General features: G+C 64.4%; 23 protein-coding genes and 1 pseudogene. 12 read left to right on the top strand and 12 right to left on the bottom strand.

The window, feature by feature from the left end:
- Positions 1 to 17 precede the first annotated feature (17 nt).
- From JOF42_RS11245 to JOF42_RS11230, 4 genes are read left to right on the top strand one after another with little or no spacing between them, the layout of a single operon-like run.
- Positions 18 to 350: an ArsR/SmtB family transcription factor gene (locus JOF42_RS11245; RefSeq protein WP_210097935.1), complete on the top strand. Its 333-nt coding sequence runs from the start codon at positions 18 to 20 to the stop codon at positions 348 to 350.
- Complete coding sequence (locus JOF42_RS11240; RefSeq protein ID WP_210097934.1) at positions 347 to 838, top strand: SRPBCC domain-containing protein; 492 nt, start codon at positions 347 to 349, stop codon at positions 836 to 838. The genes JOF42_RS11245 and JOF42_RS11240 overlap by 4 nt, the downstream gene beginning before the upstream one ends.
- Positions 835 to 1431, top strand: coding sequence for a GNAT family N-acetyltransferase (locus tag JOF42_RS11235; RefSeq protein ID WP_245340785.1), 597 nt, complete (start codon positions 835 to 837; stop codon positions 1429 to 1431). The genes JOF42_RS11240 and JOF42_RS11235 overlap by 4 nt, the downstream gene beginning before the upstream one ends.
- Entirely contained in the window at positions 1428 to 1988 is a 561-nt protein-coding gene (locus JOF42_RS11230) for a GNAT family N-acetyltransferase (RefSeq protein WP_210097933.1), read from the top strand. The genes JOF42_RS11235 and JOF42_RS11230 overlap by 4 nt, the downstream gene beginning before the upstream one ends.
- A 118-nt stretch (positions 1989 to 2106) precedes the next feature.
- On the opposite strand, the gene JOF42_RS18220 is transcribed toward JOF42_RS11230, so the two are convergent.
- The 3 genes from JOF42_RS18220 to JOF42_RS11215 all read right to left on the bottom strand — a co-directional run bounded on the left by JOF42_RS18220 (position 2107) and on the right by JOF42_RS11215 (position 4325).
- Positions 2107 to 3081 carry a YHYH protein gene (locus JOF42_RS18220; RefSeq protein WP_210097932.1) on the bottom strand — a complete coding sequence of 325 codons (975 nt, stop codon included), beginning with the start codon at positions 3079 to 3081 and terminating at the stop codon, positions 2107 to 2109.
- A 248-nt stretch (positions 3082 to 3329) separates the two neighbouring features.
- Positions 3330 to 3737: a TM2 domain-containing protein gene (locus JOF42_RS11220; RefSeq protein ID WP_210097931.1), complete on the bottom strand. Its 408-nt coding sequence runs from the start codon at positions 3735 to 3737 to the stop codon at positions 3330 to 3332.
- Positions 3738 to 3863: 126 nt separating this feature from the next.
- Positions 3864 to 4325, bottom strand: a complete 462-nt coding sequence (locus tag JOF42_RS11215) for a hypothetical protein (protein WP_210097930.1) — start codon at positions 4323 to 4325, stop codon at positions 3864 to 3866.
- A 1107-nt stretch (positions 4326 to 5432) separates the two neighbouring features.
- On the opposite strand from JOF42_RS11215, the gene JOF42_RS11210 reads away from it, so the two are divergent.
- Entirely contained in the window at positions 5433 to 5708 is a 276-nt protein-coding gene (locus JOF42_RS11210) for a hypothetical protein (RefSeq protein ID WP_210097929.1), read from the top strand.
- Between the two features lie 22 nt (positions 5709 to 5730).
- Here JOF42_RS11210 and JOF42_RS11205 read toward each other — a convergent pair whose 3' ends face one another.
- The 3 genes and pseudogenes from JOF42_RS11205 to JOF42_RS11200 all read right to left on the bottom strand — a co-directional run bounded on the left by JOF42_RS11205 (position 5731) and on the right by JOF42_RS11200 (position 7076).
- On the bottom strand, positions 5731 to 6600 hold the full coding sequence (locus JOF42_RS11205; RefSeq protein WP_210097928.1) for a hypothetical protein: 870 nt from the start codon (positions 6598 to 6600) through the stop codon (positions 5731 to 5733).
- A gap of 83 nt (positions 6601 to 6683) precedes the next feature.
- A pseudogene (locus JOF42_RS18285) lies at positions 6684 to 6788 on the bottom strand (DUF5655 domain-containing protein); the annotation flags it as partial.
- A gap of 84 nt (positions 6789 to 6872) precedes the next feature.
- The gene (locus JOF42_RS11200; RefSeq protein WP_210097927.1) at positions 6873 to 7076 is read right to left on the bottom strand and encodes a hypothetical protein; all 204 of its coding nucleotides are present in this window, start codon (positions 7074 to 7076) and stop codon (positions 6873 to 6875) included.
- Positions 7077 to 7268: 192 nt separating this feature from the next.
- Between JOF42_RS11200 and JOF42_RS11195 the strand changes: the two genes are divergently transcribed.
- Positions 7269 to 7940, top strand: coding sequence for a BON domain-containing protein (locus JOF42_RS11195; protein WP_210097926.1), 672 nt, complete (start codon positions 7269 to 7271; stop codon positions 7938 to 7940).
- Between the two features lie 37 nt (positions 7941 to 7977).
- Entirely contained in the window at positions 7978 to 8817 is an 840-nt protein-coding gene (locus JOF42_RS11190; RefSeq protein WP_210097925.1) for a universal stress protein, read from the top strand.
- On the opposite strand, the gene JOF42_RS11185 is transcribed toward JOF42_RS11190, so the two are convergent.
- The 3 genes from JOF42_RS11185 to JOF42_RS11175 all read right to left on the bottom strand — a co-directional run bounded on the left by JOF42_RS11185 (position 8814) and on the right by JOF42_RS11175 (position 11660).
- On the bottom strand, positions 8814 to 10658 hold the full coding sequence (locus JOF42_RS11185) for a heavy metal translocating P-type ATPase (RefSeq protein WP_210097924.1): 1845 nt from the start codon (positions 10656 to 10658) through the stop codon (positions 8814 to 8816). The genes JOF42_RS11190 and JOF42_RS11185 overlap by 4 nt on opposite strands.
- Positions 10655 to 11134 (bottom strand): universal stress protein, encoded by a 480-nt coding sequence (locus JOF42_RS11180; protein ID WP_210097923.1) that lies wholly within the window; start codon positions 11132 to 11134, stop codon positions 10655 to 10657. Before JOF42_RS11180 ends, JOF42_RS11185 begins: the two co-directional genes overlap by 4 nt.
- Positions 11135 to 11237: 103 nt before the next feature.
- Entirely contained in the window at positions 11238 to 11660 is a 423-nt protein-coding gene (locus tag JOF42_RS11175) for a pyridoxamine 5'-phosphate oxidase family protein (protein WP_210097922.1), read from the bottom strand.
- Between the two features lie 157 nt (positions 11661 to 11817).
- Between JOF42_RS11175 and JOF42_RS11170 the strand changes: the two genes are divergently transcribed.
- Positions 11818 to 14343: a phosphoketolase family protein gene (locus JOF42_RS11170; protein ID WP_210097921.1), complete on the top strand. Its 2526-nt coding sequence runs from the start codon at positions 11818 to 11820 to the stop codon at positions 14341 to 14343.
- Positions 14340 to 15011 carry a BON domain-containing protein gene (locus JOF42_RS11165; protein WP_307803589.1) on the top strand — a complete coding sequence of 224 codons (672 nt, stop codon included), beginning with the start codon at positions 14340 to 14342 and terminating at the stop codon, positions 15009 to 15011. Before JOF42_RS11170 ends, JOF42_RS11165 begins: the two co-directional genes overlap by 4 nt.
- Positions 15012 to 15024: 13 nt before the next feature.
- Here the strand turns inward: JOF42_RS11165 and JOF42_RS11160 are convergent, their stop codons facing one another.
- Entirely contained in the window at positions 15025 to 15678 is a 654-nt protein-coding gene (locus JOF42_RS11160; RefSeq protein WP_210097919.1) for a response regulator, read from the bottom strand.
- Between the two features lie 180 nt (positions 15679 to 15858).
- Here JOF42_RS11160 and JOF42_RS11155 point away from each other — a divergent pair, with 180 nt between their 5' ends.
- Positions 15859 to 16461, top strand: coding sequence for a pyridoxamine 5'-phosphate oxidase family protein (locus JOF42_RS11155; RefSeq protein ID WP_210097918.1), 603 nt, complete (start codon positions 15859 to 15861; stop codon positions 16459 to 16461).
- Positions 16462 to 16628: 167 nt separating this feature from the next.
- Here JOF42_RS11155 and JOF42_RS11150 read toward each other — a convergent pair whose 3' ends face one another.
- Together JOF42_RS11150 and JOF42_RS11145 are read right to left on the bottom strand one after the other, a co-directional pair.
- A complete protein-coding gene (locus tag JOF42_RS11150; RefSeq protein WP_210097917.1) occupies positions 16629 to 17078 on the bottom strand; it encodes a universal stress protein in 450 nt (149 codons plus the stop codon).
- Entirely contained in the window at positions 17075 to 17887 is an 813-nt protein-coding gene (locus tag JOF42_RS11145; protein WP_210097916.1) for a universal stress protein, read from the bottom strand. Before JOF42_RS11145 ends, JOF42_RS11150 begins: the two co-directional genes overlap by 4 nt.
- A gap of 106 nt (positions 17888 to 17993) precedes the next feature.
- Between JOF42_RS11145 and JOF42_RS11140 the strand changes: the two genes are divergently transcribed.
- A complete protein-coding gene (locus JOF42_RS11140) occupies positions 17994 to 19691 on the top strand; it encodes a GAF domain-containing sensor histidine kinase (protein ID WP_210097915.1) in 1698 nt (565 codons plus the stop codon).
- Complete coding sequence (locus JOF42_RS11135; protein WP_210097914.1) at positions 19688 to 20335, top strand: response regulator; 648 nt, start codon at positions 19688 to 19690, stop codon at positions 20333 to 20335. The genes JOF42_RS11140 and JOF42_RS11135 overlap by 4 nt, the downstream gene beginning before the upstream one ends.
- The last annotated feature ends 253 nt before the right edge of the window (positions 20336 to 20588 follow it).

The raw sequence follows: 20588 nt of genomic DNA, 5'->3' as shown, positions 1-20588 counted from the left end.
GAGCAATACTTATCCTCATGGCAAACCATGACGGTGTGAACGAGGTGTTCCTCGCTCTCGCCGACCCGACCCGTCGCGAGGTCATCCGCTCACTCGGGCGTGGCCCCGCGAGTGTGGGGGAGCTCGCCCGGCCTTTCGCGATCACGCTTCCGTCGTTTCTGAAGCACATTCGCGCACTGGAGGAGAGCGGACTCATCCGCACCTCGAAGAGCGGACGCGTGCGCACCTGCACACTTGATCACGACCGCCTAGCCGTCGTCGGTGATTGGCTCGACGAGCAACGCCGGCTCTGGGATGAGCGAACGGACCGACTCGAGTCCCTGGTGACCGACCTGGAGGAGACAGTATGACCAGCACAACCCACAACCCGCGTCTCGATCTGACTCTGGAAAGGACGATCCGGGCATCACCGTCGGCGGTGTGGCGCGCATGGACAGACCCGGAGCTTCTCGCACAGTGGTGGGTTCCCGCCCCCATGCAGGCACGCGTCGACCGCCTCGACGTACAGCCCGGGGGCGGTTTCGTCACCAGCATGAAAGAGGAAGCGGGGGAGTACGTCCCGCATTCGGATGGGATCTTCCTGGTCGTGGAGACCGAGCGGCGACTGGTCTTCACCAACGTGGTCGACAGCTCCTGGCGGCCCGCGAAGCCCGAACCTGTCTCGATGACGGCGGAGATCACGCTCGACGAGCATCCCGACGGCACGATGTACCGTGTGATCGTGCGCCATGGCGATCCCGCTGCACGGAACTTGCACGAAGACCTCGGCTTCTTCGAGGGCTGGGGCTCGGTGACGTCGGCACTGGCCGAACTCGTCGAGGCCGAACAGGCGGCATGAGAGAGAACACGTCGACCCCCGCTCGAGGAGCGCTGGGCGCAACGACACTGCGGACGGACCGGTTGATTCTCCGACCGCAGGTTGTCGCGGATGCGGAGGTGTTCCATCAACTGTGGAGCGAACGCGACGAACGCGTGCCGGCTCATCGAAAGCTCAATGCCGAGGGTCACCCCACGGTCTCCGATATCTCGGCCCATATCGCGGGCGAGGAGAGCGAGCGCTCCGACCTCCTGTCCGTCCAGGATCGCGCGACCGGCGATGTCTACGGCTACTGCGGACTCGTCTTCGACGGTAACGGAGCAGAGGGCGAGCCGGAGATCGCGTTCGAGCTTCTGCGCAGCGCCCAGAATCGCGGGTACGCGACGGAGGCCGCTACCGCCGTTCTCGCATGGGCGGTCTCAGCAGGCCATGAGCGAGCGTGGGCGAGTGTCTGGGAATGGAACGCGGCCTCGCGCCGCGTGCTCACGAAACTCGGCTTCGTGGATTCAGGACAGGATCGCCCCGCGAGCGAGCACGGGCGGAACATACTGACGGTGATGTCGCTGCCGCCGATGAATGCCCCGTCAATGGGACGCAAGGTGCACCCTGAATGATGGAACATGTCGTCACCGTCGAGCATGAGGCTCTGTCTGTATCGCAGTCTGCGGCACTGGGTGAGCTCTTCGACCGCGAGTATCGAGCGGAGCACGGAGAATGGAATCCTGATCGGCCGTACGGTTACTCGCCGGCGGATATGCACACGGTGATCTTCCGCGGCCCGCTCGCCGTGGCGCACGTCGGATTTCAACGCCGCCTCATCCGCGTCGGCGCCAGGGAGGTCAGGGTCGCAGGTACTGGGGGAGTCCTGGTTCATCCGGACTGGCGCTCCGGAGGAGTTGGCCGCCGCGTGATGACCCACGCCCAGCAGGCGATGCGCGACGACGATCGTATCGACTTCGGCTACCTCGGGTGCCGAGAAGAGGTCGTGTCGTTCTATCAGCGCACCGGATGGTCACGGGTGAACGCCGTGGAGCGGCATGTGTCGATGACCGATTCGAGCGCGACGGTGGCGTCCTCAGGGGGTCCGATACTCGTCTTTGCAGCCAGGCCGCACGCTGGCGCAGACGCGTGGCCGCCGGGGGACATCGATCTTCGTGGCACCCCCTGGTGATTCTGGCGAGTGTCGGCCGAAAGGAGAGCGTGGCCTTTGGGCCTCGGCACCAGCTGAGAATGACCATCCTCGTTGACTGGACAACGGGGCTACCGCGGAAGGGAGTCAGCGGAAACCTCTACTGGACTTCGGTCGCCGGAGCCTTGAGGCAGCCGACGGTGTACGGATACTCCAGCGTCGCCGAGTAGTGGTATTGCTCGACTACTTCTCCGTCCAGCATGATCGGACTCGTTCGGCCGTGGCATGCGTCGAGATCGGCGTTCGTCGGAAGAAAGCCCCCCGCGTCGCGCTCGACGACGATCGGATAGCCGTCAACGGCCCAGCCGACCACGGTGGATGCTCCGGCCGCGTTGTCTCGCAGGCATGTAGGAACCTCGTGATAGTGGTAGGTGCCGGTCATCTCGGGGTGACCCTGGCAGACGTCCTGGGCCTCGTGTGCAACGGCATCGTCTCCGCGAGCGTCAACGGCGCTGAAGAGCACGACCCCGTTGAGTAGCACGCCGATCGCTCCGGTGCCCACGCAGTTCGGGGCGGAGCTATCAGCAGGCGCGATCGGCAGCGAGAACGTGTACTCGAGCGACTCGCTGATGGCGTTGGGGTTCCGGTCGAATTCAATGGCCGGGTCTGTTGCCGCGACAGGAAACACTCCAGTCACGTAGTCCATCGGGAGACCGTTGGTGATGATCGTCCGGGTAGCCCCCTCGACATCCTCAGACATCGCGGCTATCGGCCATGAGACCTCGCCCTGCACCACGATCTTCTCGCGCGCGTTCCACGTGTCGCCATTGATCCACGGGCCCTCGACCTGTGCACCGGGAGCGTCCGGGTTGGCGGGGCGGCAAGAGAGAACAGAGCCGACCGCGGCCGTTTCGGTGGAGAGGTTGCCGTCGCCGAGTGGCAGCGCATCCAGAGTCACGCTTCCCGGCGCTGACCAAGTGTTCTCAATTCTCTCGACCGTATCGGCAGTCACCGATGCCGACGGGCTGGGGCTGGGGCTGGAATCCGGCCCGCTCGTCGAGGGAGCAGCCGCGCATCCGGCGAGAAGAAGGAGCGCGAGAAAGGCAACAGAGAGACTCGCGATATTCCGATTCACGATTGGGACACTACCGGTTCAAGATCTCCCTATGATCGCGTGATGCTAGGGAAGTGCCCGCGACGCTGCCCTTATCGCCGAAGCTGGTTCAACGAACCTAATCACCCAGGCCGCTCGCAGTGCGCCGAAAGCTCTCACAGTCCTAGCTACGCCAGGTAGCTGTACTGCTTGAGATCTCTCACAGTCGCGTTGGCCGCGGCGCGACAATACGGGGGCGTGGAACCGCGCGCACCCGCCACGCTGGATGGTCAGGGCGCGTACCACCACGGCATCATCGGCCAGAACTGGTCTGGCATCCGCTCGAAGATGCCGGAGACCGCCGCCACGACAAGCCAGAGTCCGAACCCTGCAGCGGTGATGATCCACGCGATCGTCTTGTGTTCGTCGAAGTCCGGGAGCAAGCGTCCCGCCTTGTCGCGTTGCACCCCGGCGAGCGTCAAGATCAGATCGATCAGCCACCAGATCCCGAAGCCGCCGGCGGTTAGGAGCTTCAATATTCCTGTGCCGGTCTTGCCGAGATAGAACCGGTCGACTCCGAGGAAGCCGAGAAGCCAGGCGAACATCCAGGTGGCGATGAAGGACCGGTCCGACGCTTGCGCTGATGCCGGTTGTGCGCCGACGTCGTGTGACTCGACTCGTGGGAGGTTCATGGACATGATTACTCCTTTCGCTTCTCAGCGTGCGCGTTGTTCGGTGCCCGACGGGGGCCGAAGGTCCTCTCGGCTCAGATCCGTCTTCGTTGCGCGCGGGTGGTGGCGCGACATGTCATCCGCGAAGCGTGCCTAAAGATCCTGGCGATCGAAGATCTCGGGCATGCTCGCAGGTGACAACGAGGCTCGCGGGAACCACGCTGCGACGCCGAGCATCGCCATCACGAGTGCCAGTTGGGCGATGCCTGTGGCGAAGTAGAGCGCCTGCAGCCAGGACATGCCGCGGATCATCCCGGTCTCGGTGAAGATCCAGACGATCATGCCGAACCCCGCCACGGCGGACCAGAGCAGAGCGGACTCTCGGCGCGCCAAAAGCAGTCCGGCTGCAAAAGCTTGGGATCCTCCGACCACGCCGATGAGTATCAAACCGGGCCATACGAAAGATCTGAATGGGCCGTCGTCGAGAAAGGACTGAGGCATTCCGAACCCGGCCGTCGCGATGAGGCCGATACCTCCGGCGAATGCGGATACGGCCTGGAAGATCGCCAGCGCGATCAGAGTCCACAATGACACAACGCGCAACCGGTCGATCATAACGCTCCAGCTTTCGAGTCGTGTTGTTCGTTCTGGAATCTGCAAACGCTGACCTGGATCGGAGATCGTCGTCCTGCGGGACGGCATCGGACCTTCAGGTTCAGACAGAGAACGAGGCGGTACTCCCGTCGGACTACCGCCTCTGTCACACCAGCCATCCCGCGCGATCCATGTGACTTGTCAATGGCGCGGTGCGATCGTGGATTTGACTCCTGGATCTGTTCGACTGTCCGGGTGCGACCCCGTATGCACGAGGCTATGCCCCTTCGGTGGAGGCCTGCGGGACCAAGGTCCCACGACTATGCGGTGCCCCAAAGCGCAGCCTCGGTGGCGGTCGGTAGGCATGACGCATGTGACACCTGGAGTACGTCCTTGCCGCAGCCCGAGGGACGTTCGAGTCTTGCGGAAGTCGCCCCAGCGGGTCCGATGTGGGAAACCTACCTATCGGACTCCACAACCGAACTTGATCCGCAGCACCTGCTGACCGCATCTGTTGGGCGCTCACCACGAGCGCGAAGACGAGCACGCAAGGGGACAGACGACGATCAACGCGTCGCGTACGGTTCGGAGGTGTGTCAGCACTCTCCGGCTCGGTCCGACGCATCAGCCGGCCGGAATCGCCGAAGGGCGACGTATCGCCAGGGGGTGTGCGCACCGGCCGGGTTCTCGGACTCGTCTACGCGCGTCGCGCTCAGCCTCGTCCCACTCGGCGCCCAGCTCCTCGAGATCCACTGCCAGCGCCCCTGGCACGACACGGAAAGGTCGACCACGCGGCCCACGCAAGCGGCGCAGCCGCGAACAGCACTCACTGCTAGTCATCCCCTCACACATGGGACGTTGGACTCTACGCCACCGCGTCGGAAGGACCAGCGTGGAACCATGGTGAAACCAGTCCGCTCCGGATCCCCGTGGGGAGACCCTGCACAGTGCAGAGAGATGGCTGAGGACGAGTGCTGGAACAGATTCGCGGACGCCGACGTCCGTATCGCGGCGCAGGTGGTGACTGGTCGAGAGGCCACGCCGGTATCTCACGTAATAGAGGACGGTCGCCTCACGTTCTGCGCCGCCTCCGGCAATGGCTCAAGAGACTTCCTGGCTCACAGCCTGATGTCCGTTCAGATCGATGGATACAACACGCGCGAGGCGTTCACCGTGTCCATGATCGGATACGCAGAGGACATCGCGCCAGGATCGGAGGCTCTCCGGCTCGACGGCTATGCACCGCAGCCGTCTCCGCCCGCTGACCGGCGCTGGGTGACGTTCGTACCGATCAGCATCAAGGGTCGGATCTTCGCCGTCGACGCTGACCCGTCGGATCGAGAGCCGTCATCGGAGGCGCGGCAGCGCGGAACCGTTCACGAGCGGCAGCTGTTGACTCCGTGATCTCCGAAGCGGCTTCCCGACGCTATCTAACGTCGGCCAGAGGCTCGGGGCCACTCCGCCTCGACTCTCGCGGCATCAGCACCCACAGGATGGCCGCGGGAAGAACGGGTGCGATCAGCGCGTAAGGGAGGTTCGTGCCGCCGCTCACTACTGCTTGATAGAGGGCGATCACGACAACACCGGCGGAGAATGAGACGAGGGCAGCGACAAGGCGGGCCCGCGCAGTCAAGCCGTGAGTCGCCACGAATGCGATGATCCCGTTGATGAGAAACGGCGCGATGAACAGGCCCTGGACCTTGAGGGTGAGGCTTTCCCCGGCGTCGATCTCAGCGCCTGCGGACAGAGCGAAGAGGACCGACACGACCGCATAGCCGGCGAACGCCAGAGATGCCGCCACGAGTGCGCGCAGGAGGCGCTCGAAGATCGGCGGGAGTGCGGCGAGCACTCCCGTCGGGTGGCGGGCTATCAGCGCAGTAGCGATGCTGAAGAGGAGGGTCTGTCCGAGCATCTCGGGCAAGCCAATCAAGTGGTACCACAGAGGAAGTCTGGTGTAGATGATTCCTTCGACCGATGATGGTGCCGCAGCTGCGGTCGAGAGGATGCCGATCCCGATGAGCAGCATCCACAGGCGAAGCCACCCGTAGCGCGGTATGAGAGCAGAGCGGAACGGCAGAAGCACGGCGGCGATGATAAGACCACGGAGAACCTGCACCAGCGGCCCGATCAGCACGGCGACGGATCCGAAATCCTTCATGTAGTCACGCACGATCGGTGCTGCGAACACCGACTCGTAATCGAGCATCGCCGCTGCGGCCGCGCCCATCACGAAGTAGGTGACGACATGGGCCACTGTGACCTTGCCGAGAAAGCTGATCGTCTCTGACTGCCTCACCCAGACAGCATGGCCCGCAGGGAGCATGACTTCCGGACCGAAGGTCCCACCGACAGTGTGAACGAGGGCGAGTGCGGAGCCAGCTAGGCGGCTTCCTGGTAGGCCTGCACGACCCATCGAAGAAGTTCCTCATCGACATCGGTGACCGAGCGGAGCTCGATGTGATGCATCCAGGTCCGCGGCGACGGATGGACAACCTCGACAGAGAGAGCGGTGCACTCGGAACGAACAGGTCTTCTCCCACCATCTGCATCGTCACACCGGGTGTGCCGTCACGCCCCGAGGATGCCGAGCACGTGGAAGGTCACGTAGACGGGCCAGACCGCTGCCTGAAGCAGGCCGAGAGCGACGTCCCAGAAACCCCCGCTGGAGTTCGAAACGAAATAGATGGCAGCACCGATGTAGCAGAGCAGGAAGAAGAACCCCCACGGGCCGGCTTTCTCAACGACCCTGATTCGACTCGGTTGTTCGTGCATGGACGGAGCTTCACACAGCCCGGGCGCAGCGCCTGGGTCGGAAGTCCTTTCACCCTTGACCCATGACCGAGACGGTCATGGGTCGCCTCTGATCCAGCGCTACGCGGGACCAATGACCCTGCATGGGGTTCGCGAAGTCGGGAAGTCTGTGGATAGCGCGCGATATCGCCCGCACCGAAGAGAGGACGAGCAATGAGCACTCCCACCGTGGCGCGCAGCGACCACGACATCCAGACCGCCGTTCAGGACGAACTCGACTGGACCCCGGACGTGGACGCCGCCGGAATCGGCGTTGCCGTCGAGGACGGCGCTGTGATCCTCACTGGTGAGGTCGACCAGCATTCGGAGCGTCTCGCTGCCAAGCGTGCGGCACGGCGTGTGAGGGGCGTGTCGACGGTTGTCGACGCATTGACCGTGCACCCGAAGGCCTCGATCACGATCACGGACACGGACGTCGCCCGGGAGGTGCGACGTGCGCTGCAGTGGGCGGACAATGTCCCCGACACAGTCAGAGCTGAGGTGTCGGACCACAACGTGATTCTCACCGGCGAGGTTCTCTGGGACTTCCAACGCCAGGCCGCGCAGCGAACCGTGCAGCATCTGCGCGGGGTGCATCGGGTCGACAACAGGGTGACGCTGTTCGCTCGCGTCTCTGCCACCGACGCGAAAGCGCGAATCAGGAACGCGCTTGTCCGCAACGCGCAGCTCGACGCCAACCACATCGTCGTCACCGTCATCGGGAACAGGGCCACCCTGTCCGGACACGTGCGGTCGTGGGCAGAGAAGGAGCAGGCAGGTCGTGCCGCGTGGGCCTCTCCGCACATCACTGAGGTCGAGAACAATGTGCGGGTCCAGTCGGATTGATGTCGAGAGCGCGCACTTGAGCGGAAAGTAGGATCCCATGCCGGAGAGCATCCTGGTCGGAGTCGTCGACACTCACGCTTCGCGTGAGGCGGTCGAGTGGGCGGCACGTCGCGCCTATGACCGCAGCGGCAGACTCACCCTCATATCGATCGTCGGTGGTGCTGTAGGCGCGGTCGGGGAGGGGAAGATGCTCCGGGAGGCTCTCTCGTTGACGGAGACGATGCTTGCGCGTGAGGCGACTCGGTTGCAGTCGCGCGGACTGACCGTGGACACGCGTGTGGGGCGCGGCGATCCGGTCGGCGAACTCATCGATGCCTCGATGGTCGGCGACCTCCTCGTCATCGGAAGCGACCATCGCGGTCCGTCGAAAGGGCACCGACGCGGTCTGCACGGTGTCCGCATAGCGGCGGGCGCTCATAGTCCGGTCGCGGTGGTGCCCGACATCGATCTGACCGACCGCAGCGGCGTTGTCGTGGGCATCGACGGATCAGTTGATTCCGAGCGGGCGCTCGATTTCGCTGCCGAGGAGGCGGACAGAGGTGGCGACGTCCTCACGACTGTGACGACATGGACGACCGTTCCGCTGCCTGTGGGTATGCACGGCTACCCGTCGACCTACCTGTCAGGGATGCAGCAGGCGTCAGAAGAGACACTTGCCATCGCGCTGGCCGGGATCGGGCAACAGTATCCGGACCTCGTCGTGCATCGCGTGGTGGAGAGGGGCAGTCCGGGCCGGACGATCAGCGATCGGGCAGCGAAAGCTCGACTGGTGGTGGTGGGGTCTCACGGGCGCGGGGCGATCGCTCGTTTTCTTCTCGGGTCCACCAGCGAGGAAGTCCTCGCCCGGCTCGCGACCGCCACCGTCGTGGTCCGCTAAGCGAGATCCCGTGGGCCCCGCAACGCCCGCAATGCGTAGAGGATCGTGGCCAGATCTACCAACTCCTGCGTGACCGCGCCAGCGACTGCGGGGATGATCCCGGTCATCGCCACGATCATGAGCGCGAGACTCAGCCCGATACCGATCCAGATCGCAGTGAGCGCGACCCGCAGCGTGTGTCGGCCGATGGATACGGCGTCCACGACCTTCGACAGCGAATCCACGAGGATCACGATGTCGGCGGCATCGCCGGCCGCCGTCGCGCCTTTCGCGCCCATCGCCACGCCGATGTCGGCGGCGGCGAGCACGGGGGCATCGTTGACTCCGTCGCCGATCATCATCACCGGGCGTGGCTGCAGGTCTTGAGCGAGCCGTACTTTCTCGGGCGGGAGGAGTTCCGCGTGAATGTCGTCGACGCCGATCCGATGGCCCACGGCTTCCGCCGTCGACCGGACGTCGCCTGTCAGCATGATGATCCGTTCGATGCCGTGACTCCGGAGCCAGGACACCACGGACGCGGCTTCGGGACGCGCGTCATCGGCAAGTACCAGAACGCCGGCGAATCGTCCGTCCACGGCCACGTATGCGGCGGCTTCGCCGACGTCGAGCGTGGCCCTGGGGGTATCGGGTGCGATAGCGGTGACGTAGGCGGGTTTCCCGACGGTCACGGTGCGCCCGTCGATCGTCGCCACGACGCCGTTGGTCGCTTCTTCACGTGCGGCGCTGGCGGTGCGCAGCGCGAGGCCCCGATCCTCCGCAGCGCGACGGATACCGTCGGCGAGAACATGGGAGGAGTACTCCTCTGCGGAGGCGGCGAGCATCAGGAGCTCATCCGCATCGAAGCCTTCGCCGGGTCGGACGTCGATGAGTCGTGGGCGGCCCTGGGTGAGGGTTCCCGTCTTGTCGAAGGCGGCGGAACGCACGCGGGCGATCTGCTCGATGACGGCGCCGCCCTTCATGATCACGCCGGCCTTCGCGGCCCGGGAGAGCCCACCGAGGAAGGCGACCGGAGCGGCGATCAGGAGTGGACAGGGCGTTGCCAGGACCAGGACCTCTGCGAACCGTGTCGGATCACTCGACAACGCCCACGCGGCCCCGGCGAGAACGAGCGAGACTGCGGTGAACGGGATGGCGAATCGGTCGGCCAGCCTCACCACGGGCGCATGGGAGTCTTCCGCTGCACGCACGAGAGCGACGATCTGTTGATACTGGCTGTCCTCGCTGGTCCGTATTGCTCGGATACGCACCGCCCGGTTTCCATTGATCGCCCCGGACAGCACCTCTCCGCCCGCCTCACGAGTGACCGGCATGCTCTCGCCTGTCAGCGACGACTCGTCGAAGGATCCGGTCTCCGTGAGAAGAGACCCGTCGACCGGCACGATCTCTGAGGGCCGGATGAGAAGCACGTCCCCGATCTTGACCTCGTCGACAGGAACATCATGAATGGCTTCGCCAGCGTCCGCGTCCGCATACTCCAGGACGTGCGCGGTGCGAGGCGAGCGGTCCAGAAGTGCGGAGAGATCGCGCTTTGCTCGTCGTCCGGCGAAGTCCTCCAGCGCCTCGCCCCCCGACAGCATCAACACGATGATCAGCGAGGCTATGTACTCGCCCACGGCCAACGTGGCGATCATCGCCACGAGCGCCAGAATGTCGAGACCTACGTGCCCTCGGAGCACATCCCGCACCATTCGTACCAGTGTCCAGCTGATGAATGCGGCGACGTAGATCGTGGCCGCCCAATGACCGGTGCTTTCGGCTCCCATCACCAGCGCCGTGACGACTCCGACGAAGACGAGAACCGTGAGGGTGATGATCGGGTACCGCAACAGGACTGGTCTCAACGGTTCAGGTCTTCGCCCGAAGATGACTGAGAGGGCTCGCTGTCGACCGCCTTCTTCGTGTGCACGATCAGGACGGGGCAGTGAGCGTGTTCCGCGCAGGCAGCGCTGACCGATCCGAGGAGGAGCCCGACGAAGCCGCCGTGCCCGCGGCTGCCGAGGACCAGCATCGATGCCGAGTTGCTGAGGCCGATCAGGGTTCGCGCGGCGGACCCGAGCAGGACTTCGCTGGTGAGGTCGTGTGGTGGGTTGCCGGCGAATGCTCCCCGGATCGATTCATCCAGAGCTTCGCGGGCGAACTCAGAGGGTGACCACTCGATAGCCAAGTAGGGATCGATCGGGGGAGCCGTCCAGGTCGTGACGACATGCAGAGGCTCCTTCAGCGCCTTCCCCAGACGTGCTGCGTAGCGGAGGGCGTCGATAGAGGAATCGGATCCGTCCACGCCGACGACGATGTGGTGCGTGTGTGTGTTCGACATAGCTTCACGATCCTGCTTTTCGCTTCAGGCCACTGGGCCAAAGGTCACACGGAGCAGAACTTCGTCGGTTCTACTGTGCGGCGGAACCCTCGCCCTCGAGGGCTCAGGGCGCGCTCTGCGCCTCAAGATCGAAGACCCTGCCGCGAACCTCGGATGCATCGATCCGTACCCAGCGGTCTTTCTCTTCCGGGGCCCATGGGTGCACACCCAGTCGTTCTGCCGCGAGCACGTCGGCGTCGCGGTCGAATTCCTGGGCGGTCCCTTTCACCACCACGCTGAAGGCTTCATGCTCGTCGTAACCGTCGATCTCGAAGGCGACGGCCGCGCGGATGGTCAGCTCGAGCAACTTCGTGCCTGCTGAGGTTCGAAAGATGATCGTTCGACCGTCGGTCTTGTGGTTGATCGGGAAGATGTCGATCTCTCCCGCCGCACCGCAGGCGATCCGTCCGTAGGGGGCTCGGGCGAGACGGTCCCAGCACTCGTCCTCGGTCAGCTGTCGTGTCGGCGAGCGTTCGATCTCGGTCATGATTCTCCCGTCCGGAGAGGTTCCTGTCTCGCTCTCATCGTGCACGGGGGCCTCAGCGACCCGGGGGACCAAGGTCCCGTCATCGCGTGGGCTGCATCGACACGGGCGAGGGACCTTCGGCTCTATCCCGCGACTGTCCCCGGGCGAGACTGCGTGCATGGACGCATCTCGGACTTCCTCTCCCGCGCAGACAGAGATCGCGGTCGACGTCGCGACCACATCCTCTTGGCCGCTAGGAACCGGAGACCAGCCTTCTGCGTCCACCCTGGAGGGTCTGAACGCCTGGTGGCGGGCAGCGAACTACCTGTCCGTGGGGCAGATCTACCTTCTCGACAACCCGCTTCTCCGCGAGCCTCTCAGACCTGAGCACATCAAGCCTCGACTCCTCGGGCACTGGGGAACGACCCCGGGGCTGAACCTCATCTACGCCCACCTCAACCGAGTGATCCGGGAACGCTCTCTCCACACGATCTACATCGCCGGGCCAGGACATGGGGGACCGGGGATGGTCGCGAACGCCTACTTGGACGGCACCTACAGCGAGGTCTACAACAGCATCGACCGCTCCGAGGACGGACTGCGCCGTCTCTTCCGCCAGTTCTCGTTCCCCGGAGGGATCCCGAGCCATGTGGCGCCGGAGACGCCCGGGTCGATCCACGAGGGTGGGGAACTGGGCTATTCCCTCTCTCACGCGTACGGCGCCGCGTTCGACAACCCTGGCCTTCTCGTCGCTGCAGTCGTCGGAGACGGCGAGGCGGAGACGGGGCCGCTGGCGACGAGCTGGCACGGGAACAAGTTCCTCGATCCTCTTCACGACGGCGTCGTTCTTCCGATTCTCCACCTGAACGGGTACAAGATCGCCAACCCGACTGTGCTCGCACGTATCCCCGAGAAGGAGCTGCTCTCCCTCATGCGTGGGTACGGGCACACTCCGTATCTCGTCTCCGGCGGGTTCGATGGTGAGGACCCGATGGACGTACATCGCCGTTTCGCGATCGTGCTGGATGACGTGCTCGACCACATCGCACAGATCAAAGCGGATGCCACGGCCGGCGTTCTCCGCACCCGGCCGGCATGGCCGATGATCATCCTGCGCACGCCGAAAGGGTGGACATGTCCGCGCGAGATCGACGGACATCCGGCGGAGAACAACTGGCGTTCACACCAGGTGCCTCTCCGTGACGCGCGTGACACTGAAGCGCACACAGCGCTGCTTCGCTCGTGGCTGCTGTCGTACCGGCCGGAAGAGCTCTTCGATCAGAACGGTGCAGTGGCTGAGTGGGTGACGGCGCTCGGTCCAGTCGGAGAGCTCCGTATGAGTGCGAACCCTGTGGCCAACGGCGGGCTGCTGAGGAAAGAACTGCGACTCCCGGACTTCCGCGAGTACGGCGTCGACGTGCCCAGCCCCGGCGCCACGGTGAGCGAGGCCACCCGCGTCCTCGGAGGCTGGCTTCGTGACGTGATCACGGCCAACCCCGCGAACTTCCGCATCTTCGGTCCCGACGAGACAGCATCCAATCGACTTGATGCCGTCTTCGAGGTGACAGACAAACAGTGGAACGCGGAGTCGCTGCCGATGGATGCCGACAATCATCTGGCACGCTCCGGCAGGGTCGTGGAGATGCTCAGTGAACATCAGTGCCAGGGCTGGCTCGAGGGGTACCTGCTGACGGGACGCCACGGCATCCTCAACTCGTACGAGGCGTTCATCCACATCGTGGACTCGATGTTCAATCAGCACGCCAAGTGGTTGAAGACCACCCGGAGCATCCCCTGGAGGCGGCCGATCTCCTCCCTGAACTACCTGCTCAGCTCACACGTCTGGCGGCAGGATCACAACGGACTCTCGCACCAGGACCCGGGATTCATCGACCATGTCGTCAACAAGAAGGCCGACGTCGTGCGCGTGTACCTCCCGTTCGATGCGAACACCCTCCTGTCGACCTACGACCACTGTCTGCGCTCACGTGGCTACGTCAACGTCGTCGTCGCAGGAAAGCAGCCCGCGCCGAACTGGCTCGGGATGGATGCGGCGATCGAGCACTGCACCCGTGGGCTCGGCATCTTCGACTGGGCGGGTTCCGAACGTGCCGGCGAGGAACCCGATGTGGTGCTCGCCGCAGCGGGCGACGTACCGACCTTGGAGGTCCTCGCGGCGTCATCCATCCTTCGCCGGCGACTTCCCTCCTTGAAGGTGCGTGTGGTGAACGTCGTCGACCTCATGCGCCTGCAGACCGAGGGGGAGCACCCGCATGGTCTCGGAGATCGAGAATACGACGCGATCTTCACCACCGACAGCCCCGTGATCTTCGCCTACCACGGCTACCCCTGGCTGATCCATCGTCTGACGTACCGGCGACGCGGCCACGACCAGCTCCACGTCCGCGGGTACATCGAAGAAGGAACGACGACCACCCCGTTCGACATGGTGATGATGAACGACCTCGACCGCTTCCACCTCGTGATGGATGTGATCGACCATGTGCCCGGCCTGGGACCCCGGGAGGCCGCCCTGCGTCAGGAGATGCAGGACTCGCGCGTGCGAGCGCGGGCCTACACGCGGCTCCACGGAGAAGACGCGCCTGAGATCAGGAACTGGGAATGGCGCGAGCCGGAGCCGGAGGCAGAGCCACAGCCAAGTGGTGAGGCCCGCGACGAAGAGCGGTCGAAAGGAACAGGATGATGAACACGACAGAACACATCGACGATCGAGATGTCCAAAGGGCTGTCTCTCAGGAGCTGCAATGGACACCGGGTCTCGATGACGCGGCGATCGGAGTGGCTGTGACGGATGGCGCGGTTGCCCTGTCGGGTGAGGTGAACACCTACTCGGAGCGCCTGGCGGTGAAGCACGCGGCTCTCCGCGTCCGTGGCGTGAGCACCCTGGTCGACGACATCGTCGTGCGGCCGATGGACGGCGCGCAGATCACGGACACCGACGTGGCCAGGGAAGTCGATCACGCGCTCCACGCCGCCGCGAACGTGCCGATCACGGTCAAAGCGGTGATCGAAGAGGGAGAGGTCACGCTCATGGGGGAGGTCGAATGGGACCATCAACGCCGGTCAGCGAAGCGCGCAGTACAACACCTCAGGGGGGTCATGAATGTCAACAGCCTGATCACGTTGAGTGCACGACCATCGGCAGCGGATGCAGAAGACCGCATTCATGGTGCCATACTCCGGAACGCGGCCGTGGATGCGAACGCGGTCTCCGTCGCGATTGAAGGGACCACGGCGATCCTCACCGGCACCGTGCGCTCCTGGCCGGAGAAGAGTCAAGCGGCAGACGCGGCCTGGGCCTCACCATACGTGACATACGTGGACAACCGCATCGACGTTCGCGCCCGGTAACAGAGGGAAGGACCTACGGGGCGCGATGATCGAACGCGCGGCTCGCTCTTTCGGCCTGCAGGACCGCCGCCTGTGTGCGTCGCTCGAGACCCAGTTTGTTCAACAGAGATGAGACGTAGTTCTTGACGGTTTTCTCCGCGAGACCGAGGCGGTCGCCGATCTGCCGGTTGGAGAGCCCCTCAGCGATGAGGGCGAGGACCTCCTTCTCGCGCATGCTCAGAGCACCGAAGCGAGGATCAGCAGTGTCGGCACGATCGACGGTGCCAGTGACATGGCACACCATCGAGGGTTTGATCAGTCGCTGGCCCTGCGCGACAGCACGGATCGAGCGGAGTAGTTCATCGGTTCGGAGCGTCTTCATCAGGTAGCCGGCCGCGTCTCCGAGAACGGCGGCGAACAAGGCATCGTCGTCATCGAATGCCGTGAATATCAGACACTGCACCTGTGGGTGCGTTTGGCGGATCTCGCGACACAGATCGATGCCACTGCCATCGGGGAGATGCACGTCCAAGACCGCCACATCCGGCAGAGTCGCGGCGACGACCTCTCGTGCATCGTGAACCGTTGCTGCTTCACCGACGACGCTGAGATCAGACTGCGTCTCGAGGAGATCCGCGATCCCGCGCCGCACCATCTCATGATCGTCTACGAGAACGATCCGGAACATGTCGTCCTCCGATCCCCTCACACTGACGGGTAACCACAGAGTACAACTCCGCGGCGACTCGCCCTCGGGACTTTCGACCCTGCTCACAGGGGCGCGTTGGCGATTGACTGGACGCGTCTAGACCGCCGACGAGAACACGTCGGCGGCTGATCCGAGGACCCGATGCTCAGGAGACCCACCATGGCGAATGATGACCCCAACCCGTACTACCGGGAGCCACCGACCGCGCCGGAGACGGCCGCGTCAGCCGGTGTGGAGGAGATCGGAACAGCCGCTTGTTGGAAACTGGTCGAGGCGAACTCGCTCGGTCGGCTTGCGATTCAGAGCATCGACGGACGCCCTGATCTGTTTCCCCTCAACTACCTCGTGCATGAGGGCAGCGTCTTCATGAAATCGGCGCCCGGGGCCAAGCTGCGAAGCCTTGCCGGGCATCCGGACGTTGCTCTCGAGATCGACGGGGTGGATGGCGCGTTCCAGTGGAGCATCGTGATCCGGGGTAACGCGACGCGCATGGACACCGATGCTGACATCGAAGCATCCGGCATTCTCACGCTTGCATCCGACAGTCCCACGGCGAAGCACAACTACGTGCGTCTCGTGCCCGACACAGTGACGGGCCGCCGTTTCCCCGTCCGCAGCCCATCCTCGACGCGGAGGAACGTCCCATCCGCTTCCACTTCGGGCAGGCGCGCACGTGACGAGCATGTCGATCAAGGTGCTTCCGGGGCACGGACGGCCGATAAGCCGCAGCCCATCCCGCACCTCCCGCCGTGGGGCGGATAACTCGTCGACGCTCCGCCACCGCACCCGAAAGGGTCGCGGTTAGCCGCCTCTCATGGGGCTTCACCGTTCGCAGGGTGTGGGGCCCTGGCGAACGAGGAAGGGCGGCGCAGAGGGGGGACGTGGGCAGGGGTGGTGCTTCGGGCAAACCACCCCTGCCCATATGAACGTCAGCCGACCGACCCGTTCGGCGTATGCACGATCAGAACCGGGCATTGCGCGTGGGACGCACAGACGGCGCTTACCGAACCGAGCAAGAGCCTCGCGAATCCGCCGCGTCCGCGGCTTCCCACGACGAGCATGGTGGCGCGATCGCTTTGTTCGAGCAGTACGGCAGCGGCCGGGCCGGGAACGGCAGACCGGCTGAACCGCTCCGGAGGGGATCCTTGAAAGGCCTCCTGCATCGCGTCTTCTAGCAGGCGTTCCGCCTCTGCCTTCGGCGACCAGTCGGAGCTCGGGTCGAAAAGACCCAGCATCACCGGGTAGGTCCACGCGATGACCGCTTCCAATGGTGCGCGGAGTGCTGTCGCGATCGTCGCGGCGCGGATGAGCGCCTCAACCGACGATGCGGAACCGTCTACCCCGACGACTACGGGCGGAGTGTTTGCGTTGTCGCTCATGAATTCTGGGCCGATTCCGGTGAGGTACGGTCGGCGGCAGTGCGCCGCACGACGAGGACAGGGGCATCGATATTCACGAGGACGTCGTGCGTCACAGCGCCGAGCGCGTGCCCGGCGCCACTTGGGTGCCCTGCCCCTACGACGAGGAGTGCGGCGTTGCGCGAGGCGTCGAGCAGTGCCTCTGCGGGCGGTCGCTGCGTGTAGCGCGTTCGAACCCTTGTGCCCGCATCAACCAGGCTCTCCAGGGCAGCGACACGAGCCGCGATGGTGGCCCGCGTTTCGACCATGGCAGGAATCACCCCGCTGAAAAACGAATGGATGAGCTCGATCGGCTCCTGGCGAGCGCTGGCCTCACCGGCGGCAGCGCGGATGATAGCAGTCATGAGATCGTCGTCCTTCACGCCGGCGACGATTCCGCGTCGGAACCGTAGATCGATCATCGGGATAACCGCCACAGAGCAGCGCGCCTCGGCGGCGATCTGCAGACTCACAGAGCCGAAGACACGACTGTGAATGAAGCCGGTCTTGCCCGTACCGATGACCAGAACGTCATCGGCGGTCACGAAGCGAGCGAGCGCTTCTGGAACCCGCCCACCGATATGGACGATGTCCATTTCCTGTGTGCCGACCTTGTGAGCAGGCGTTTGCTCCGTAACGCCACCACCGACGTGCACTCGCACCAGCGGAATGCCATCACGGCGGGCGTGGGACTCTGCCCACCGTCCTGCGGCAGCCGCGTCGGAATCGCCGACGCCAAGTACATATCGAGCGGGCATGCGTGCATCGCCTTCGCAGATCAGATCGGGCATTCATCCCATGTTGCGACTCGCTTCACTCGCGGCGCAGAGTCGAAGGTCCCCCGGGCGCGGTGTGCGAGTAGTGTCATCAGCAGCGGGAGGCCGGAAGGGAAATGTGATGGCCGACGATCACCTCCAAGTGCCTGACCAGAAACAAGCGGACCTAGAGAAAACGATCGGGGAGTTGCTGGATCGTGCCCATCTCGTCCTTGCGGATCAGGGACGACTGAGAAGCCTTCTGCGCGCGAATCAGGCCGTCGTGGAGGACCTCGAACTGGAGCATGTGCTCCGTCATATCGCGGAAGCAGCCGTCGACCTCGTGGAAGCGCAGTACGGCGCGCTCGGCGTCATCGACCGCGACGGAGGTCTCGAGCAATTCATCCATGTAGGCATGAAGGAGGGACTGGCCCACCAGATCGGCCATCTACCGGAGGGGCTGGGCATCCTTGGGGCAGTCATCGAGAGCGAACATCCCATTCGGCTTGACGATCTCGGAGAAGACTCGCGGTCGGTCGGGTTCCCCGCACATCACCCTCCGATGCGCAGCTTTCTCGGGGTACCCATTCGCGTACGAGACGAAATCTACGGAAACCTGTATCTCACGAACCCAGCCGCGGGCTCGTTTTCGGAAGAGGACGAGGAGCTCGTGCTCGCCCTCGCGTCGACAGCGGCGATCGCGATTGACAACGCGCGACGCTTCGAGGAGTCACGGAGGCTGCAGCGGCTGAGCGGCGCACTCGCTGAGATCAATGCTGCACTCTTGTCTCCCGATGCGGGAGACGTGTTCGGCGTTCTTGCCGAACGCGTGGCGACTTTGGTTGACGTCGACATGGTCTGCATCGTCGTCTCTGACCCGCTCTCGGGGGAGTACCGCGTAGAGACTGCGCGCGGGCTCGGCGCCGCAACTCTTGAGGGGGTCGAGGTGCCGGCCAGTAACTCCCTGATCTCAGCGGCGATCTCCGGCGGAGGTGTCGTGGTAGCCGATGGAATCCTCGGGATTCTGTCGGACGAGCTGCAAACCAAGGGTGGATCCACGGTGGCCGTGCCACTCATCGTCACCGGTGCACCAGTCGGTGCGCTCTGTGTGACGCGCAATGAGAGTGGTCGTCGGTTTTCGCCCGAGGACCTTTCCACCCTTGCGGAATTCGCAGCGCAGGCAGGGCTCGCCCTCGCGCTCGCCCAGGCCCGTGTTGATCGCCAGAGGTTGGATCTCATCGAAGAGCGCGCTCGTATCGCCCGAGATCTCCATGACAATGTCATCCAGCGCCTGTTCGGGACAGGGTTAGGGTTACAGGCGCTTGCCGCACGATTGCCTGCGCACGCTGTCGCCATTAGTGCGCAGGTGGCAGAGATCGACGCTGCGATCGCCGATTTCCGTACGGCAATCTTCACTCTTCAGACCTCTGACCCCGAATCCGTTCGACACCGACTCATCGATATCGCGAATGAACTCGCGCCGCTGCTCCAGAGTCCACCCCGAATCGCTTTCGCTGGCCCGGTCGATCTGCTGGTGACCGGCAGACTCGCGGAAGACGTCATCGCGGTGGTGCGAGAGGCTCTTAGCAACGTGGCTCGTCACGCCCACGCGGACAGCGCGGAGGTCAGCGTCTCCGTCACAGCGTCGCTCGTCACGGTTCTCGTGGAAGACGACGGAGTCGGCGTTCGCGAAAAACTACCGCGGTCCAGCGGTACTGCGAACCTCCGCAAGCGAGCACAAGCGCATGGTGGTACGTGCGAGATCGAGCGGCGAAGCACAGGTGGCACACGGGTACGCTGGCGCGTGCCGCTCGGATCGACGTCGCAGGCAGCCTCATGACCCGGGTCTTCCTCGTGGACGATCATGAGATCGTTCGCCGCGGCATCGCCCAGATCATCGACGCGGAACCGGGTCTCGAGGTTGTGGGGGAGTCCGGCACGGTGCAGGGGACTCGCGGCCGTGTCTCAGCGACGCTTCCGGACATCGTCGTCCTCGATGTGAACCTTCCGGACGGCAACGGGGTGGATCTGTGCCGACTCATTCGATCCGACCACCCCGAGATCCGGTGCCTCATCCTGACAGCCTTCGACGACGACGCTGCGAGCATCGCAGCGGTGATTGCAGGTGCATCCGGATACGTGCTCAAGACGATCCGCGGAACGGACCTCGTCGACTCGATCCATCGTGCGGCGCGGGGAGAGAACCTCATCCCCACGGACGTCTCCGATGGCGTGCACCGCAAGCTCGAGGCTCGAGTAGCGGAAGCTCGATCGCCAGCGGTGGAGTTGACTCTCAGAGAACGCCAAGCGCTGACGCTGATCGCGGAGGGGCTCACCAACCGTCAGATCGGTGAGCACCTCGGCCTCGCCGAGAAGACCGTCAAGAACTACGTCTCCGGGCTCCTCGCCAAGCTCGGCATGCAACGCCGCACCCAAGCTGCTGTGTTTGCAACGGAAGCGTGGGAAGGTCGCGCCCGGCCGTGATCAGGCGTCCGTCGGCTCGGCCGAACGCTCCCGCGAATCGATCGATCGCAGTCGCCTGATCGACGTCGGCTGTGTTGACCTCCCGCGCTCCCATAGTCATTCGTCGAACGTCAGCCCTCTGTGGCGCAGAAGGCCCGGGCCCAAGGTCCTGGCCTCACCATTTCGCCGGGGGACCTTCGGCCCTGCCCGGCGAGTTCGTGAGAGGAAACGTTGGAAGGAGGGAAAATCACATCGCTGAAGGAGCACTATGAAC

Origin of the sequence: Microbacterium phyllosphaerae, assembly GCF_017876435.1 — a bacterium.
Lineage (GTDB): Bacteria > Actinomycetota > Actinomycetes > Actinomycetales > Microbacteriaceae > Microbacterium > Microbacterium phyllosphaerae.
Note: the sequence above shows the minus strand (reverse complement) of the source record. Positions and strands in the feature narration are given on the sequence as shown.

Coding starts and splice junctions, on each gene's coding strand:
- JOF42_RS11245 (WP_210097935.1), top strand. CDS start 18: ATGGCAAACCATGACGGTGTGAACGAGGTGTTCCTCGCTCTCGCCGAC.
- JOF42_RS11240 (WP_210097934.1), top strand. CDS start 347: ATGACCAGCACAACCCACAACCCGCGTCTCGATCTGACTCTGGAAAGG.
- JOF42_RS11235 (WP_245340785.1), top strand. CDS start 835: ATGAGAGAGAACACGTCGACCCCCGCTCGAGGAGCGCTGGGCGCAACG.
- JOF42_RS11230 (WP_210097933.1), top strand. CDS start 1,428: ATGATGGAACATGTCGTCACCGTCGAGCATGAGGCTCTGTCTGTATCG.
- JOF42_RS11220 (WP_210097931.1), bottom strand. CDS start 3,737: ATGTCCATGAACCTCCCACGAGTCGAGTCACACGACGTCGGCGCACAA.
- JOF42_RS11215 (WP_210097930.1), bottom strand. CDS start 4,325: ATGATCGACCGGTTGCGCGTTGTGTCATTGTGGACTCTGATCGCGCTG.
- JOF42_RS11210 (WP_210097929.1), top strand. CDS start 5,433: ATGTCCGTTCAGATCGATGGATACAACACGCGCGAGGCGTTCACCGTG.
- JOF42_RS11200 (WP_210097927.1), bottom strand. CDS start 7,076: ATGCACGAACAACCGAGTCGAATCAGGGTCGTTGAGAAAGCCGGCCCG.
- JOF42_RS11195 (WP_210097926.1), top strand. CDS start 7,269: ATGAGCACTCCCACCGTGGCGCGCAGCGACCACGACATCCAGACCGCC.
- JOF42_RS11190 (WP_210097925.1), top strand. CDS start 7,978: ATGCCGGAGAGCATCCTGGTCGGAGTCGTCGACACTCACGCTTCGCGT.
- JOF42_RS11180 (WP_210097923.1), bottom strand. CDS start 11,134: ATGTCGAACACACACACGCACCACATCGTCGTCGGCGTGGACGGATCC.
- JOF42_RS11175 (WP_210097922.1), bottom strand. CDS start 11,660: ATGACCGAGATCGAACGCTCGCCGACACGACAGCTGACCGAGGACGAG.
- JOF42_RS11170 (WP_210097921.1), top strand. CDS start 11,818: ATGGACGCATCTCGGACTTCCTCTCCCGCGCAGACAGAGATCGCGGTC.
- JOF42_RS11165 (WP_307803589.1), top strand. CDS start 14,340: ATGATGAACACGACAGAACACATCGACGATCGAGATGTCCAAAGGGCT.
- JOF42_RS11160 (WP_210097919.1), bottom strand. CDS start 15,678: ATGTTCCGGATCGTTCTCGTAGACGATCATGAGATGGTGCGGCGCGGG.
- JOF42_RS11155 (WP_210097918.1), top strand. CDS start 15,859: ATGGCGAATGATGACCCCAACCCGTACTACCGGGAGCCACCGACCGCG.
- JOF42_RS11150 (WP_210097917.1), bottom strand. CDS start 17,078: ATGAGCGACAACGCAAACACTCCGCCCGTAGTCGTCGGGGTAGACGGT.
- JOF42_RS11145 (WP_210097916.1), bottom strand. CDS start 17,887: ATGCCCGATCTGATCTGCGAAGGCGATGCACGCATGCCCGCTCGATAT.
- JOF42_RS11140 (WP_210097915.1), top strand. CDS start 17,994: ATGGCCGACGATCACCTCCAAGTGCCTGACCAGAAACAAGCGGACCTA.
- JOF42_RS11135 (WP_210097914.1), top strand. CDS start 19,688: ATGACCCGGGTCTTCCTCGTGGACGATCATGAGATCGTTCGCCGCGGC.